The organism is Lentimicrobiaceae bacterium, assembly GCA_020636745.1.
GTDB lineage: Bacteria > Bacteroidota > Bacteroidia > Bacteroidales > Lentimicrobiaceae > Lentimicrobium.
Window position 1 is genome coordinate 319,307 of record JACJXH010000001.1, and the last position, 16,169, is coordinate 335,475.

Annotated in this window: 11 protein-coding genes and 2 tRNA genes; 8 read left to right on the plus strand and 5 right to left on the minus strand. The window is 39.6% G+C overall.

The window, feature by feature from the left end; all coding sequences use genetic code 11:
- Positions 1 to 102: 102 nt before the first annotated feature.
- Complete coding sequence (locus tag H6541_01295) at positions 103 to 1,656, plus strand: hypothetical protein (GenBank protein ID MCB9014399.1); 1,554 nt, start codon at positions 103 to 105, stop codon at positions 1,654 to 1,656.
- A 377-nt stretch (positions 1,657 to 2,033) separates the two neighbouring features.
- Here H6541_01295 and H6541_01300 read toward each other — a convergent pair whose 3' ends face one another.
- Positions 2,034 to 4,511: an outer membrane beta-barrel protein gene (locus tag H6541_01300; protein ID MCB9014400.1), complete on the minus strand. Its 2,478-nt coding sequence runs from the start codon at positions 4,509 to 4,511 to the stop codon at positions 2,034 to 2,036.
- A 343-nt stretch (positions 4,512 to 4,854) separates the two neighbouring features.
- Positions 4,855 to 5,394 (minus strand): RNA methyltransferase, encoded by a 540-nt coding sequence (locus H6541_01305; GenBank protein MCB9014401.1) that lies wholly within the window; start codon positions 5,392 to 5,394, stop codon positions 4,855 to 4,857.
- Between the two features lie 168 nt (positions 5,395 to 5,562).
- Here H6541_01305 and mutS point away from each other — a divergent pair, with 168 nt between their 5' ends.
- The 7 genes from mutS to H6541_01340 all read left to right on the plus strand — a co-directional run bounded on the left by mutS (position 5,563) and on the right by H6541_01340 (position 13,627).
- Entirely contained in the window at positions 5,563 to 8,154 is a 2,592-nt protein-coding gene (gene mutS, locus H6541_01310) for a DNA mismatch repair protein MutS (GenBank protein MCB9014402.1), read from the plus strand.
- Positions 8,155 to 8,208: 54 nt separating this feature from the next.
- Positions 8,209 to 8,281, plus strand: a tRNA-Gly gene (locus H6541_01315).
- A gap of 39 nt (positions 8,282 to 8,320) precedes the next feature.
- Positions 8,321 to 8,405: transfer RNA gene (locus tag H6541_01320), tRNA-Leu, on the plus strand.
- A 416-nt stretch (positions 8,406 to 8,821) separates the two neighbouring features.
- The gene (locus H6541_01325; GenBank protein ID MCB9014403.1) at positions 8,822 to 9,451 is read left to right on the plus strand and encodes a hypothetical protein; all 630 of its coding nucleotides are present in this window, start codon (positions 8,822 to 8,824) and stop codon (positions 9,449 to 9,451) included.
- A 6-nt stretch (positions 9,452 to 9,457) separates the two neighbouring features.
- Complete coding sequence (locus tag H6541_01330) at positions 9,458 to 10,039, plus strand: hypothetical protein (GenBank protein ID MCB9014404.1); 582 nt, start codon at positions 9,458 to 9,460, stop codon at positions 10,037 to 10,039.
- Between the two features lie 110 nt (positions 10,040 to 10,149).
- Complete coding sequence (locus H6541_01335) at positions 10,150 to 10,980, plus strand: hypothetical protein (GenBank protein MCB9014405.1); 831 nt, start codon at positions 10,150 to 10,152, stop codon at positions 10,978 to 10,980.
- The gene (locus H6541_01340) at positions 10,973 to 13,627 is read left to right on the plus strand and encodes a leucine-rich repeat domain-containing protein (protein ID MCB9014406.1); all 2,655 of its coding nucleotides are present in this window, start codon (positions 10,973 to 10,975) and stop codon (positions 13,625 to 13,627) included. The genes H6541_01335 and H6541_01340 overlap by 8 nt, the downstream gene beginning before the upstream one ends.
- Before the next feature lie 3 nt (positions 13,628 to 13,630).
- Here the strand turns inward: H6541_01340 and H6541_01345 are convergent, their stop codons facing one another.
- Genes H6541_01345 through H6541_01355 form a run of 3 tightly spaced genes read right to left on the minus strand, consistent with a single transcriptional unit; the run spans position 13,631 to position 16,064 of the window.
- On the minus strand, positions 13,631 to 14,197 hold the full coding sequence (locus H6541_01345) for a hypothetical protein (GenBank protein MCB9014407.1): 567 nt from the start codon (positions 14,195 to 14,197) through the stop codon (positions 13,631 to 13,633).
- Between the two features lie 45 nt (positions 14,198 to 14,242).
- The gene (locus tag H6541_01350; GenBank protein ID MCB9014408.1) at positions 14,243 to 15,292 is read right to left on the minus strand and encodes an ABC transporter ATP-binding protein; all 1,050 of its coding nucleotides are present in this window, start codon (positions 15,290 to 15,292) and stop codon (positions 14,243 to 14,245) included.
- Positions 15,279 to 16,064: an ABC transporter permease gene (locus H6541_01355; protein MCB9014409.1), complete on the minus strand. Its 786-nt coding sequence runs from the start codon at positions 16,062 to 16,064 to the stop codon at positions 15,279 to 15,281. Before H6541_01355 ends, H6541_01350 begins: the two co-directional genes overlap by 14 nt.
- Positions 16,065 to 16,169: the final 105 nt, after the last annotated feature.

The window sequence follows — 16,169 nt, forward strand, 5'->3', positions numbered from 1 at the left end:
AAATTTGCATAAAAAAGCAGGCCGGACAGCCTGCTTTTTTATTTTTAGTTCTTTTCAGGCTTTTGATAATTCGTAAATTTACATTTTACTTAAGATAGTATTATGAAACGCAATTTCTCTTCATTTATACTTTCAATCTTGTTTTCTGTTACTTGTTTTTACTCATTTGCACAGGACAGAAAACCTATAAGACTTGAAATCCCTGTAAAGGACGATACCGAAATATATAAAGTCGTACCCTGTAGCAATAATGGGCTCATGATTATTTACCTGAGCTCTGATTCTGACGAAGCTGGTAATATGCTTTGGATTACAGCTATGCTTGATGTAAACCTCAAGGAAATTTGGCGAAAAAGTTACCCTTTGCCAAAGGGATTTGTTCTTGAAGATGCTCTCTATGCCAATAATCATCTAATAGCATTTTTTCACCTCGTTAGAGGCGGAGACGAAAATAATTTCCGCATTCTGGATGTAATGATTAATGAGGCTTCATTAGTAGAAGCCAGATATACTATACCTGAAAGATCAGGACTTTCTCACTTTAGCATCAGTAAAAATTTTGCATTAGCCGGTTTAAACAATAAAAATAACGAATCGCTGCTGTTGCGTTATGACTTTAACCGGAAGGATATCGTATCTATTAACCCGGGCATTGATGGAAAAGTGATCATCGAATCTTTGAATATTGACAAGGAAACAGGCCTTACAACCCTGATTTTACGTACAACCGGTAGTTCGGCCAAAAAACGTTCTTATTTTCTGGTCAAATTAAACAGCAATGGGGGCAAAGTGAGCGATCTGGCTTTAAGTAAATTCGATGATAACAATATGATCAACACGGCCTTTGCTTATAGTATTGATGCTAATACTGAACTGGTTATTGGCTCCTATGGCCGTACAAACCGAACCAGGGTCATTGATGGTTATGAATCGATAGGGGTTGCTTCTACAGGTTTTTTCTCTGTATTGATTAAAGACAACCAGGAGGTGAATTCAGGATTTTATGATTTTACCAACTTTCAGAATTTTTACAGATATCTGAGGCGCCCGTCTGATTTAAGCATCAGACGTGGCTCAAACAGAGCCGAGCGAACAAATTCAGTGTCTGTTGACCATGATTTGCTCACACACGAAATCTTTCAATGGAAAAATGACTATGTATTTGTAGCTGAAGCATATTATCCTGAATATCGGACAGTTACTACTATGGTGTATGACTATTATGGCCGCCCTTATCCGTCTACCTACTCTGTATTTGAAGGATACAGGTATCTTACTACTTTTATAGCCGGATTTGATTCAACAGGAGCCATCAGGTGGAATAACGATCTGGAACTTCGCAATATCCTTTCGCAAAATCTAAAGCCCCGCGTAATAGCCTGGGAAGACTCTGACGGGTTGGTGCTATCATATACTAACGATGGCAAAATTGCCTCGAAGCTAATCGATGGAGGAACTTCCATTGACAATATTTCATATACTGATATTGCTACGCTGAGTCCGCGGGATAGAGTTTATAGTGATTCAAACAGCTCGCTTGAGTTTTGGTATAATAATTACTTCCTGGTTTATGGGTATCAGAATCTGCGAAATAGTTACCAAAATGATCGTAATAACAAGAATATTTTCTACATAAATAAAATCGCCTTCCGCTAAGGCGGCGTATCGCTTCTTTGAATCTCATAGAGATGTGAAAGTATGCGCTGTTACATAATGCGAATAAGGGTATTTTAGTAAAACGACAATTTATTGTACTTCAGAATAAATAATTGGTCATAGTTTTAGTGCTTTGCCAGTGACTTTTGCTATGGGATTGTACTCAAACTCACTTTAAAACCTACAGGTTGTATTTCAGTTTAAAATGTCAGCCATGTATGTTTTTTTGTAGCAACAATTCAGCCTACTTGCAGGAATTCTATTTCAAATAATTTTATACAATGTCAAGTCTTCTTTTAAACAGAATGCTTTTTAAGAAGATGACATAAATAAAAAAGGCCGGCAATTTGCCGGCCTTTTTTATTTATGTGAAGTGATTACTTAACGAGGTTCATAAATTCTGCATTGCTGAAGAATTTAATGAATTCTCTGTCTTCAGCAGCCTGAACCTTCAGTGAAGGATCTTTTTCAATTGCTTTAGTCAGATTTTCGATAAGCATTTTAGCGTCTGCGTTGCGAGCACCGGCTACTGCCATCAGATAGTAGTTGTGTGCTGATTCAGGAGCGCATTTTAAAGAAGCTGAAGCGTCTGAGTATTTACCTGTCATAATCTGGGCAAGAGCAACGTTTGAGTTGCATTTTTTGCCACTCATCAGGCTCAGCGCTTTGTCATAATGGTTCATGCCCAATTCAACGATGCCCATATTATAGTTAACATCTGCACCAAGACCTTTAGCTTTTTCATACTGAACTTTAGCGCCTTTGTAATCAGCTTTCTTAGAAGCAAGAGCTCCAAGGTTGTTTACAACTTCTTTATTGTTTGGAGTTAACTGATCGGCTTTCATCAGGTGTGATGAAGCTTCTCCAAGCTGTCCGGCTTCAAGCTCAAGAACTGCTGCATTGTTGAATGCTTTGTAATTGTTGGCAAATTGAGTTGTGCCAGCTTTGTAGATGCGCAGTTTGGTAGCGTTATCGTTGGTAAGAGTAGCAGCATAAAGCAGTTCCTCGTTGGTAAGTTTTGATGGATCGCTGATGGCAAGCGCTGCAATCTCTTCGTCGGTCTTTTTAGGCTCAAAACAGTTTACCTTGATTTCAACCCTGCGGAGTGGAGGAAGAATTTCGTCTTCGATTTCTTTATAAACAACGGCCATATTGCGAATTTCCTGCTCACGTTTAGTAACATCGCTTTGTGAGTTTACAACATTCATAATGATGCGTTTGTCACCGATGTTTGAAGCTTCAACAGCTTGCATAAATCCGTTCCAGTCTTCGCCATTGGCATATGAATTAAATTTGATAGCCTGCTCTGGATTAGGAATGTTGATAACGGCATTTTTCTCTTTAGCCATTTTTTTGAACATATCAACAACCTGTTTCTTTCCGGTTTGGGCACGGCGTTCTGACAGTCCCTGGTTGAAACTTTCTTCTCCTTCTGGTGAAGCCCATGCATTGATATCAATATCGCGGATTGTGTATCCTTGTTTGATAAAACCTTTTAACTCCTCAATTTTCTCCTTAACCATATTGCTTCTGTTAAGCGGAAGATTCCAGTTGAGGTTGTGAAGATTAACCTGGAAGTAAATCTTGGCATCTTTGCTGATAATTGTTTCTTTCTGATAACCATGATCTGCAATCATCAGAGCTTCGTCATGATGAATACGAGTGCCAGTAATGATAACACCATCGGCTAATTTGCGTTCAGGAAGGTCAATTACAGTGTATTTGGCTCCGATTTCTTCCGGAGTTGCATTTAAAGCAACAGGTTCTTTTGGTGAATAAAGTGATGGAGAAACAACCAAATCAGATGCATTCATTCCTGGTTCGTAAGGAATGCAATCAACGTAAGTATATGAACCTCCGGTTTTGTAGTTGATAACAATACCATCGCCATTAACTTCTTCGCCCTGGAAATTTACAGCTTTAAGTTTGCGGGTTGTTCCGGCATACTTAATTTCAGGCTGGAAATTCATAGCTGCTTTTTTAGCAAAATATTTTTCAGGGAAAATAACTTTAACATTTACACAAACGGTGTCACCTTTCTTAACTAAAGGATCAGGAGTGGTTTCATATTTAACCAAACCGTAGTTCTTTTCCATCGATTTTAGGTTGGCACTTGGTTTGAATTTATAAGTCACACCAAGCATCAGAGTAGCATAAGCATCATTCTTTTCAGATTCAATAACGTCCATATCATCTTTGAATGTGAAACGCTCGTTGAATTCCAGGTTCAGATCCCATTTTTCAGCAAGGCGCATATTAACACCAGCACCAACCGGAAGGCCGAATGCAGTGTGAGCACTTGTTTCAAATGGAGCTTCAGCTGAAGGGCCAAAACGGTCAAGAATCATGTCATCTGAAAAATCATCAGTTCCCTGAGTGTTGTAAAGAATTGATGAGTAAGTTGAATAAACAGCTCCGGTAAACACATAGAAGTTTAAGAAGCGCTCAGGCTTGTATCCAAACAGAAGGTTGGTGAGACTGGCAGTCAGGTTTAACTGACCATCCCAAACGCTGGACGACATTCTCAGTTCAGCGGGTACTTCAATTGGATTTTCGCGGGTACTGACAACCCATCCGTTGTTAAAAGTACCACGAACTCCAAAAACCGGGCTAAACTGATAACCTAAGCCAATTCCATAAAAGAAGTTGGTTTTTTTGTTCAAAAAATCGTCATTGTTAACATCACCGTAAAATTGTGACAAACCTCCACTTGCCTGCAGGAAAAAATGTTTGTCAAATGATGATTTTGTTGCCGTTTTATCTTGTCCTGATTCCTGACCTGTAACAAGCACAGGAGAAATACCTAACATCAGAATCAACAGCAGCAGAATCGATTGGTAGCTTACCTTTTTCATAATGGTTAATTTAAGTTATCAGTTTTTGTTGTTAATATTCAATTACTTGGTCAGATCAAAAAGTTTTGACAAATATAGGGCAGTTTTCCTTTATTTCAAACTAAATGCCTTGAAAATTGCCTGTTTGCAAATCTTTTATAACGAGAATTCCATTTTTGATTATTTTTTGATTTTTGCCTTAATAACGCTTATTGTTTCAGATTGTTTGGTGTAGTGCCCTGAATTTGTTACAGACATCGATTTTTGCATCATTAATGATTTTTGTTCAAATAATGATTGGAGGTATGTTCGCGATTGTAAAGGCCTGGTATACAAGAGTATAAAAGGCTAATAGTTTGAGGCTTTACAGTTTAATGTCTTTTAATTTGCGGTAAAAGGTCCAGAGAACTATTCCTGCAGCAACGGATACATTTAATGAATGTTTTGTCCCTTCCTGTGGAATTTCAAGGCAATAATCTGAGGAATCAATGACATCGTCATCTACACCATGAACTTCATTTCCATAGATTAGTGCGTATTTTTTTTGTAAATCTGGAATAAAATCGTCAAGTGCTATGCTTCCTTCGGCCTGTTCAATGCTGATGACAGTGAAATTTTGTGCTTTAAGTGCCTGTATAGCTTCCATGGTCGATTCAAAATGTTCCCATTTGACTGATTCGGTGGCCCCAAGTGCTGTTTTCTGAATTTCGCGGTTAGGCGGAGTGGCTGTTATCCCGCATAAGTATATTGCTTCCAGTCTGAAGGCGTCTGCCGTGCGGAAAACTGAGCCTATATTGTGCTGACTTCTGATATTATCAAGCACAATAATCACTGGTATCTTTTCGGCTTCCTTAAATTCGTTGACTGTTAGTCTCTTAATTTCATTTGTGGCTAATTTCTTCATGCTTTTTATGGCTGCAGGTATTTTTTGCAAAGGTAATAAGCCCTGACAAAAATCATTTTTTAAATGTTGATTTAATGTAATCTGCCTATTTTTGTTTTTTTACAATCAATAGATAATACAACATTGGCAAAAGAAAAAAAAAGCGATGCGGTAGCTGAAACACCGCTGATGAAGCAATATAATTCAATAAAGGCCAAATATCCTGATGCGCTTTTACTGTTCAGGGTGGGCGATTTTTATGAAACCTTCGGGCAGGATGCTGTTCGTACTTCAGAAATTTTGGGAATTGTACTGACACGCAGGGCCAATGGAGCTGCAGCCTATATCGAACTTGCAGGGTTTCCGCATCATGCGCTCGATACCTATCTTCCCAAACTTGTCAGGGCTGGTCTTCGGGTGGCTATTTGCGATCAGTTGGAGGATCCTAAGCTTACCAAAAAAATTGTTAAACGTGGCGTTACTGAACTCGTAACTCCGGGTGTATCATACAATGATAAAGTACTTGAGAATAAGCAGAATAATTTTCTTGCAAGTTTGCATTTACTGCCAAAATCAAGTGGTATTGCTTTTCTCGATATTTCAACCGGGGAGTTTTTGGTAGCTCAGGGAAATAATGATTATATTGATAAACTCCTGCAAACATTCAGGCCAAGTGAAATAATTGTTCAAAAGTCGAAACGCAAAGAGTTTTACAGCCTGTTTGGTGAAAAGTTCTATACCAATACGTTTGAAGACTGGGTGTTTACTTTTGATTTTGGGCATGATATGCTGCTTAAACATTTCAATACCACATCTCTCAAAGGATTTGGAATCAGTGAAATGAATAATGCCATAATTGCAGCCGGGGCTGCTCTGCATTACCTTGCCGAAACTGCTCATGATAAAGTAGGGCATATTTCCCAGATTTCGCGCATTGAGGAAGACCTGTATGTCTGGTTGGATAAATTTACCATTCGAAATCTTGAAATTCTTCATTCGCCCAATGAGGAAGCCACAACCCTGATTGGAATTTTGGACCAAACCATCTCGCCCATGGGTTCACGGTTGATGCGCCGATGGCTGGTCTTGCCTTTAAAGGAAAAGCAGCCTGTAAATGAAAGGCTTGATGCTGTTGAATTTTTTGTAAACCAACCAGCTGCATCTGAAAGCCTGAAACAGCAAATCAGGTTAATGGGCGATCTCGAACGTATTATTTCTAAAGTGGCTGTTGGAAGAATTAATCCGCGGGAAGTAGTGCAATTGCGCAGGGCGATGCTGGCGCTGGCCCCTGTAAAGGAGATATGCAGCTCTTCGCCCATTGTCTCATTGCAGCAAATGGCTGATCAGATAAACCTTTGCACCCTTATGACAGACAAAATAGGCAGGGAGCTGAATGCGGATCCTCCTGTAGCTGTTAATAAAGGCAATGTTATTGCTGCAGGAATATCCGATGAACTTGATGAGTTGCGCGATTTGGCTCATTCCGGTAAGGATTATCTTCTCAGATTACAGCAGCGCGAGTCAGAGCGAACGGGAATCCCTTCTTTGAAGATTGCTTACAACAATGTTTTCGGATATTATCTCGAAGTAACCAATACGCACAAAGATAAAGTTCCACCTGAGTGGGAAAGAAAGCAAACCCTTGTTAATTGTGAAAGATACATCACTGCCGAGCTCAAATCATATGAGGAAAAGATTTTAAATGCAGAAGGCAGAATGCTTGAGCTGGAAACAAAGTTATATAATGATTTGATTCTTAGTTTAAATGATTATATAAGCCCTGTTCAGGTAAATGCCCTGGTTGTTGCCCGGCTCGATTGTTTACTTTCATTTGCAGAAGTATCATTAACCAATAAATACAACCGTCCTGAAATCAATGAAGGATACGAGCTGAATATTGTTGGTGGCAGACATCCGGTGATTGAAAAAAATCTGGCCGTCGGTGAGCAGTATATTTCAAATGATGTATTTCTTGATGATCAATCACAGCAGATTATGATGATAACCGGGCCCAATATGTCAGGAAAATCTGCACTTCTGCGGCAAACTGCGCTCATTGTCCTGATGGCACAGGCAGGTTGTTTTGTTCCTGCAGAATCGGCACAGATTGGATTGGTTGATAAGATATTTACCAGGGTAGGAGCATCTGACAATATTTCATCAGGAGAATCCACCTTCATGGTTGAAATGAACGAAACTGCCAGTATTCTTAACAATATCTCAAATCGAAGCCTTATATTGCTTGATGAAATCGGCCGGGGTACAAGTACCTATGATGGCATCAGCATCGCCTGGGCTATTGCTGAATTTCTGCACAAACATCCGCTTTTCAGGCCCAAAGTTTTGTTTGCCACGCATTACCATGAGCTAAACGAGATGGCTAATGGCCTTCAGCGTATCAAAAATTACCATATTTCGGTGAAAGAGGTTGGCAATAAAGTTATTTTTATGCGTAAGCTTCAGCCCGGAGGGAGTGAACATAGTTTCGGAATTCATGTGGCAAAAATGGCCGGAATGCCCCAAAGCGTGCTGGAGCGTGCACACGAAATGCTGGATACACTTGAGAAATCTCATGGCGAAGGCCAATTGCAAAGCAAGCAAAACAAGAGAAAATCAACAAAAGGAACCGGAGATCCTTACCAGCTGAGTTTTATTCAGCTAAATGATCCTCTTTTAGAGCAAATCAGAGAGGATATCCTAGATACTGATATTAATACACTTACGCCGGTTGAGGCGCTGATGAAGCTAAACGAAATAAAAAATCTTTTAAAAAAATCGTAAAATTGTTTGGTGTTTTAAAATCAGGTCGTATATTTGCAGCCGCTAAAGCGATAAGCGAAAGTAGCTCAGTTGGTAGAGCATGACCTTGCCAAGGTCAGGGTCGCGGGTTCGAGTCCCGTCTTTCGCTCGAACCCCGGTTAAACGGGGTTTTTTTTTAACAAAGGCCGCCCGAGTGGTGGAATTGGTAGACACGAAGGACTTAAAATCCTTTGGCCATCGCGGCCGTGCCGGTTCGAGTCCGGCCTCGGGTACGTTGATTAACATAAAAAGGTGATTCTCAAGGATGTGGGAATTGCCTTTTTTAATTTTACCAATTACTGTTGGACGATTCAATTCCTGTTTGATAGGTAAAGCTATTTGGTACGAACTTTAAATTGCAACCATTACAATTTAAATAAGTGAATTTCGCTGATGGAAAATAGTACTCTGTTGACTGCCATTTAAACATTAAATGATTTCTGAATTATTTGTTTGAATGCTTTACTTTTGTAAAAAGCATTATATGTGTTGAACGCATAATGTTGTTATGACATATTTTTCTTATTTCAGGTTTTAGCACACTTTTTGATAAGATTTGCAGTTATTAATCAAAATAATCTCCACAATTATGATGAAAATTAGGTTCGGAAATTTAGCTTGTATTCAAGGCAGGTTAAAATTTGCAGTGATGATGCTGCTGGTTGTTTCTTTGGGAACTGGTTTGAGTTCCTGTAATAGTCAGAAAAAGCTGGCAAAAAAGAAGGCTGAGCAAGAGCTGGCAGATAAAACAGCTAAAGCTAAAGCTGACTTGCTGGCAATTATCAACGACGAAGGCAGGATGACACTGGAAGAAAAAGAGTTTAAACTGGCCTCAGTTAAAAGAATGAATCTTGACAATGCCGAAATTAATGATCTTATATCTCAGGCTGAAGCAAAAATTTCAGCTGAAAGAGCTGCTCTTGACAAAAAAAGAGAAGAAGAACGCTTGCAAAAGGAAAGGGAAGCCAAAGAACGTGAATTGAGAGAAGGTGGCCCTTATAAGGCTATTGAAACCTCATTTTCTGCCATTGCCAATGCAGGCGATGTGAGCACTGCCAATATGAAAATACGCGAAGCCCTGCTTGGATTTGCCAATGAGGATGTACCTGTATTGATTCTTATCAGCAGCGATGGAGATATTAAGGACTACGACAGGCCCACTACCATCAAAAAATATCTGGAATTTATCAAAGACCAGAAAAAGTCGCCCAATAAAGTGCTGAATGCTGTTTTGGATGCAAATGGGAAAATCAAAGAATTGGAATTAATTAAAAAATAGGGAGTTATGACAAAATTTAAAATATTTCTTTCTGCACTGGTACTGTTGGTTTCAACAACCGGATTGTTGGCTCAGAATGAAATCAGTCCTTCGCGCAAGCTGGCGATTGATTCACTGGCCCTTGAAAAAGTTCGTGATCTTAGTAAATATATCAGCATTATTGGCAATAAAGATACTCCCTGGTCAGAAGCCAACAGGGTTATTGAACGGACACTTGAACTGTTTGCTGATGGTGCTTTGATGGGCGTTTCCAGCATTAACCGTGAGGAAGTAAATTACTATGGTGTTCGCGAGTATCTGGAACGGCTCATGGCCCTGAACTATGATAAAGTCACTATCCAATGGTATAATATTCAGTATATCAGCGATCTTGAACGTCAGCCTGATGGCAGGTATGTGGGAGTAATCACCATTTACCAGCGTTTTGAAGGAACAACAAAAGAGGGCTTGAAATATGTGGATGTTACGAAAAAAGATGTGACAGTGTATGTTGAACGTAAAACAACCCAGATTTCAGGGCGGATTATCGGTTTCTGGGATGTAATGCTTGGCGATATTAGAGTTACTGAAACCAAACCTGGTCTTTAACGAAATTATAATCTGAATCTGGCTGTATCCTGTTTATTAACAATAGGGTACAGCCTGATTTTGTAATATTGAAATGGCGAATTGTTGTAAAAAGACTAACTTTTTAATTCATGAAGTATATTCAATGGTTTCTTTTACTGGTTTTGGTTCAGGTAGTTACACAACTTCCTGCACAATCATTCAATTCGTTGCTCGGCGATGAGAGTATTCTTTATGCCCAAACCAAGCAGGTTAATCAGTTTTTTCGACGATTTAACGGAGAGGAAAGCACAAAGGGCGACCGTTTTAACCCCGGCGACAAGGATTATAGAAATGCAGATCTAAGAAAGAAATATTTAAATATTCTTTTTGACAATCAGAATGCTTCCATCACCGACCCTTTGAAAGATCAGTTTATAGGAGCAGTTATAGGAGCAGGAAATCCTGTGTTTCTTGATTTCCATGGCGGACAATGGTTTGCCGAAGTTGCTACTACATTTATATATCAGGGTAAAGAAGAGGCGGTTACACTTTACATGAAGCTTGAGCAGGAAAACCTTGGTTACAAATGGGTCATTTCCAATGTGTATTTCCGGCCGTTCCATCAAATGTTCAATGTTCATTCCAATGATGATTCTAGGTTTCTGCATCCTCTCAGCCATGAGCTGGATTTTATGAACCTTGTAAGGGTTTTTAAAGAAAAGGATTATGTTGAACAATATACCGATAAGGATTATCAGCCCGATTATCTTACTTTGTTTTTATATGAGTTCAAAAAAGGAAGCCTGAAGTTCAAAATGGTGAATACCGTGAAATTTCACTTTTTTCAGATTCCGGGATGGTATTTTGAATTATCTGACTTTAACCGGTCAGGAACGAACTCTGGCTGGTTAATTTCAGGATTGTTAAAGTTAAAAGAAAACGATAAGGAACTTTTGCTAAAATATCTGTATCATGAATAAATCTATACGCCATATACTCATTTTCTCGCTTTTTGTTCTGGTTTCGATTCCGGGTTATACACAAACTTCGGGCTCAAAAACTGCTGCAGCTGAAAAACAGCCTGTTTCCAGTGATGATATGGAAGCTTATCAAAAGCAGGCTGCTCAAATGGTTTCATTTATGGAGTTTGCTTTTAATACCATTGGCAGCAGTAAGACTGAATACAAGGAGAAAGATATCATTATTAACCAGTCATATCTGAAATTTTTTAAAGATTCAAAAGTGCAGGTTGAGGATGACCTGGCTGAACAACGCGATGTTGTTACCAATAAGGATATTCAGGCTTATTTGAAGGATATTGACTTCTTTTTTAAAGATGTGAAATTTAAATTTACCATTGAAGAAATTTCACAGGAGATGAGCGAGAGTGGTAATGTTTTTTTTAAAGTTAAAACGAGCAGAAATCTGAATGGAATTACTTTAGATGGAAATGTGGTTAACAATAACCAACCCCGTTTTATTGAAATTAATCTGGACGAAGCAAACCGGGCACTCAAAATTGCCAGTATATATACTACAAAAGGCGGTGAGGAACAGGAGTTAATGTCATGGTGGAATAATCTTGACACCGGATGGCGTAATTTTCTGGCTGATAATGTGGTTGTCGCAGATAGTATTCCTTTGAAGGATGTTTTATCCTTTGGTGCTGATTATTTGATGAAGGCAAATGGGTTAATTCATCCGGAAGATTCAACACTGGCGGCTGATACTGTTAAAGTGCCCGGCTCAGTTATGTTTGCTGAAATCAGACGGATTTTAAGAACTGAGCAGATTGATTTATCCGGAATCAAGGATATTTTTGGGCTTGAGCCACTCAGCGCATTCCCGTCATTAAAACGATTGAACATTACTGGTGCTAAAGTTTCGGAATTGGATCCTGTCAGAAATTTATCAAAACTTGAAACCCTTATTGCTTCTGGCAGCATGATAAGTTCTTTAGCGCCTCTTAATTATACTACAAGTATCCGTTATCTTGACATTTCAGAAACGTTCGTCAATGATTTGTCTCCGGTTGGCAATTTTCATCAGCTTGAATTTTTGAATATCTCAGGGATACCCGCTGACAACCCTGAGCCGTTGTCAAACCTTGAAATGCTGCATGAATTCAGGATGAATAATGTTTCATTCAGATCTCTTGATTTTTTGAAAAATCTGGTGAGCCTTGAAGCACTTGAAATGTCGGGAACTGCTTTTGCAGATATGAAAGAGGTGAGCAATCTGAAAAACCTTAAACGGATAAAACTGGAGAGAACCTATATCACCAATATCAGTCCTCTTGCTTTACTGGCCGATTTGCAATATGTTTATATGGATAATTCACCAGTTAGTGATTTAATGCCTTTGGTTAATATTCCTTCGTTGAAAATAGTTTACTGTGATAAAACGATGGTGAATAAGACTGCGGTTTTGGCTTTTATGAAGCAAAAACCCGGCGTGAAAGTTATTTTTGAATCTGAAGAGCTGATTGCCTGGTGGGAAAAATTGCCCTCAGAATGGAAACAAGTTTTTGGTAAGCTGGTTGAATTAAGCCCGATTCCTGAAAAGGAACAGTTGCATGAAGTGATTTATCAAAAGAAAATTGACCTAACAGGTATTGCTGGTATTCAGGATTTTGTGCCTCTCAGGAAATTGTCATCACTTGAGGTTTTACTGGCGCAGGGTACCGGAGTTCGTGAAGTAATGCCCCTGAAAGATCTTGTGAACCTTCAGGTCCTTAATCTGCAGTCTACCAAAATTGTAGATATTTCGCCATTGACGTCACTTTCAGGTTTGAGAGAGCTCAATCTGTCGGGTACGCTGGTGGCCGATATTTCACCAGTTGGGGGTTTGCGCGATTTGCAAATGCTGGCTATTGATAATTGCCCGGTATTATCACTAAGCCCGGTTTTGAATCTGAAAAGACTTGAAATTCTTTATGCTGATGGTGTGGGCGCTGTTGCTGGAGTGATTGAACAGATAAGAGATAGTATTCCGGAAGCCCTGATTGTATATCAAACTGAAGCATTGACAACCTGGTGGAATAGTCTTACCAATGGTTGGAAGGCTGTATTTAATCAATTGGAAGCTGTTTCAGCTGAACCTGACAGGGTGCAATTGCATCGGTTGTCGTCTTTGCGAAAAATAAATCTGAGTGAGAGTCGCGATATTACTGATATTGGCCCGTTACGTATGCTTATCTGGCTTGAATCAGTAGATATTTCCCGATTGCCTGTAACCGGAATTATGCCGCTCTCATCTCATAAGAGAATCAGGGAGTTTAACTGCTCCAATACCCCGGTTGAGGACTTAAAACCATTGGCATTGAATGTTGGTTTGCAATCACTGTATTGTTCCAATACGCAAATTAACGATTTGGATGTTCTTGAAAAATTTACTGATTTAAAAGTTTTGGATATTTCCGGCACCCAGGTAACCAGACTAAACGCATTGTCGTCGTGCCGTAAATTAAGACAATTAGATTGCTACAATACCAGAATCAGCAATATCAAGGCTCTTGATGACCTTGTGGAACTCACGACATTGCGCATTTACAATACGAGGGTTTCATCGCGTAACATTGAAAAATTCAAGGTGGCAAATCCTAACGTAGAAGTCGTATTTTATTGATGATTAAGTCTTTAACTTCCAGGTTTGACCGTTCCAGATAATAGCCTCTGTTTCTTGGGCTGTATTTTCTTTTTCCTGGTGCATCGTGATAGTCAAATCGGCTAAAGCTTCCAACTGGCTGAAACCTGGCTTGATAAATGCCGGATTATAATGTTTCAGCAAAACAAGTAATCCTGGTTTAACTACAGCTCTTAGGCTTCTCGATTCGCAGATGATAGGGCTATGGTCCGATTTGAGTGAGAGGAAATTTTTAAAGGCTTCGTCCAGATACTGCTCTGTTGTTTGAATGTAAAAAACTCTTTTGGCTCCTGCAGCCAGCATCCGGCATGTGTCTTTGTCTCCCTGGAAGTTTGTTTCTTCGTAAATCGTGAATTTTGCTTCGTTAATAACATCCTCATGCCGCCCGTGATATTCTTCCTCTCCGCGGCGTATGCTTGTAACCTTCAGCCCGGTTATGGAATGTTCTTTAGCATATTTTTCTATTAACCTGACAGCGAGGCTGGTTTTACCGGTGTTTCTTGACGATCCGCCAATGATGAGCAGCTCTGGCAGCGAATATATTGGATTCATGATTTGTGAAGCTTTTTGAGGAATTTTCAGTTGAAAATTAGCCTGTTATGTAATGACATCAATGGCTGAGGCTTTAAAGCAAGCCCATATTTCCATGCCTTGTTTAATGGCCATCTTTTCAAGCGATTCTCTTGTAATTCTTGCATAAATATCAATACCTGCTTTTATACAGACTTCAAATCCTTCCCTTGAAGGATTGATACTTGCAATTTTCCCTTTAAAATTGTTAATGGTGCTGATTTCGGGTTTGTTGAGCGAGATAACTACATATTTACTTCTGATGAGAATGCTTGCCGGCCCTTGTTTATATGTGTCATCTAGCTTGAGTTGAATGTTTGTTTTTGAGTGGTAGTCGTTTAAAATATGGGCAATGTTACCTTCTATTTCAGCCTTATAAAAGTTATGTTCGCCGGTAAATCCTGCTGCAAAGCCTGATTTGGGGCTGTTTATTATTTCGTGCGGTGCGCCGTTTTGTATCAGCGAGCCATTCTCGATAACAGCTATTCTTGTTGCTAATGCAAAAGCCTCTTCAAAGTCGTGCGTAACATGAAGAATTGGAAGGCCAGATTTGTTAAGCTCTCTTAAAACTCCCCTTAACTCTGATTTAAGGGGTGTGTCAATAGCCGATAAGGGCTCATCAAGCAGCAACATGACAGGATCAGAGGCCAGCGCCCTGGCAAGCGCAAGTCTTTGAAGTTCGCCTCCTGATAATGTTTGGGTGCTTTGATTCAGCAGGTGGTCTATTTTCATCTGACCGGCTAATTGTGCTACCTTTTGGTTTCTTTGATTTTTGGGCAAATGGTAAATCGGATAGGCAATATTTTGACTAACATTAAGGTGTGGAAAAATAGCTGGTGATTGAAAAATAAGTCCGGTTTTCCTTTTATCAACGGGCAGTTCGGTAATGTCTTTGCCATTAAGTAAAATTTGACCGCTATCGGGTTTTACCAAGCCGGCAATTAATTCAAGTAATACCGATTTGCCTGCACCTGAAGCTCCCAGCAATATAAAATAATCCTCTGCCTCAATGCGAAGATGAATGTCTTTCAACATAAAACGGCCAAATGATTTATTCAGGTGCTTAATTTCTAGCATTGTCAGGATCTTTAGAGAGAAGTCGCATCAGGAGAAATAATAAAACAGAAATGACAATAAAGATAACTGCCACTGGCCGGGCATATTGCAATCCAAATGAGCTGAATCGTTCAAAAATGAGCACAGGCGCTATCATTGGGTGGTAGGCAATAATAACAACAGCTCCGAATTCACTCATGCCTCTGGCAAACATCATAACACTGCCGGTAATAATGTGTCGCATAGCCAGCGGCACCGAAATACTGATAAATACTCTGAATGGTTTTGCGCCAAGGTTAAGTGCTGCTTTCTCAAGCCTTTCCGGTACGTTGGCAAATCCATCAATGGCAGAATGAATGAAAAACGGCAGACTTACAAAAGCCATGGCAATTACAATTCCAGCGGGATGTCCAATAAAGCTAAAGCCCAAACTATCAGCCGCTTTGCCAACCATTGTGTCGCGCGATATAACACCAAGCAGAGCTATGCCAGCTGCCGTATGCGGAATGACTATCGGCAAGTCAATGATTCCCAGGATCAATCTCTTGAATATAAATTTTTTTCTGGCAAGAAGCCAGGCAAAAGGCAAGGACAAGATCGCAAATATAAGAGTGGCAGCAATGGAGGTGAAAAGAGTTAACCAAATGCTGTTTATGACCTCGGGGCTGATAATTGACTCTTTTATCTCTGAAAATGAAGTAGAAAAAAAGAGTCCTGCCAGTGGCGCGGCAATAAATAATAAAATGAGCCCGCCAAAAAGGTTGGTAATCAGATGAAAAGTCCTGTATCGCATCCGGCGAAGTTAATAAATACGGTTTTATTTTTGCAAAAGTAATATTTTAAGCTAACTGTAGTCACAGTGTTTCGGATAGCTTTAAGCCTCAGATTTGGATATTAT

Bases quoted from the DNA above. Each gene is read 5' to 3' on its own strand.
- H6541_01295 (MCB9014399.1), top strand. From the start codon at position 103: ATGAAACGCAATTTCTCTTCATTTATACTTTCAATCTTGTTTTCTGTT.
- H6541_01300 (MCB9014400.1), bottom strand. From the start codon at position 4,511: ATGAAAAAGGTAAGCTACCAATCGATTCTGCTGCTGTTGATTCTGATG.
- H6541_01305 (MCB9014401.1), bottom strand. From the start codon at position 5,394: ATGAAGAAATTAGCCACAAATGAAATTAAGAGACTAACAGTCAACGAA.
- mutS (MCB9014402.1), top strand. From the start codon at position 5,563: ATGAAGCAATATAATTCAATAAAGGCCAAATATCCTGATGCGCTTTTA.
- H6541_01325 (MCB9014403.1), top strand. From the start codon at position 8,822: ATGATGCTGCTGGTTGTTTCTTTGGGAACTGGTTTGAGTTCCTGTAAT.
- H6541_01330 (MCB9014404.1), top strand. From the start codon at position 9,458: ATGACAAAATTTAAAATATTTCTTTCTGCACTGGTACTGTTGGTTTCA.
- H6541_01335 (MCB9014405.1), top strand. From the start codon at position 10,150: ATGAAGTATATTCAATGGTTTCTTTTACTGGTTTTGGTTCAGGTAGTT.
- H6541_01340 (MCB9014406.1), top strand. From the start codon at position 10,973: ATGAATAAATCTATACGCCATATACTCATTTTCTCGCTTTTTGTTCTG.
- H6541_01345 (MCB9014407.1), bottom strand. From the start codon at position 14,197: ATGAATCCAATATATTCGCTGCCAGAGCTGCTCATCATTGGCGGATCG.
- H6541_01350 (MCB9014408.1), bottom strand. From the start codon at position 15,292: ATGCTAGAAATTAAGCACCTGAATAAATCATTTGGCCGTTTTATGTTG.
- H6541_01355 (MCB9014409.1), bottom strand. From the start codon at position 16,064: ATGCGATACAGGACTTTTCATCTGATTACCAACCTTTTTGGCGGGCTC.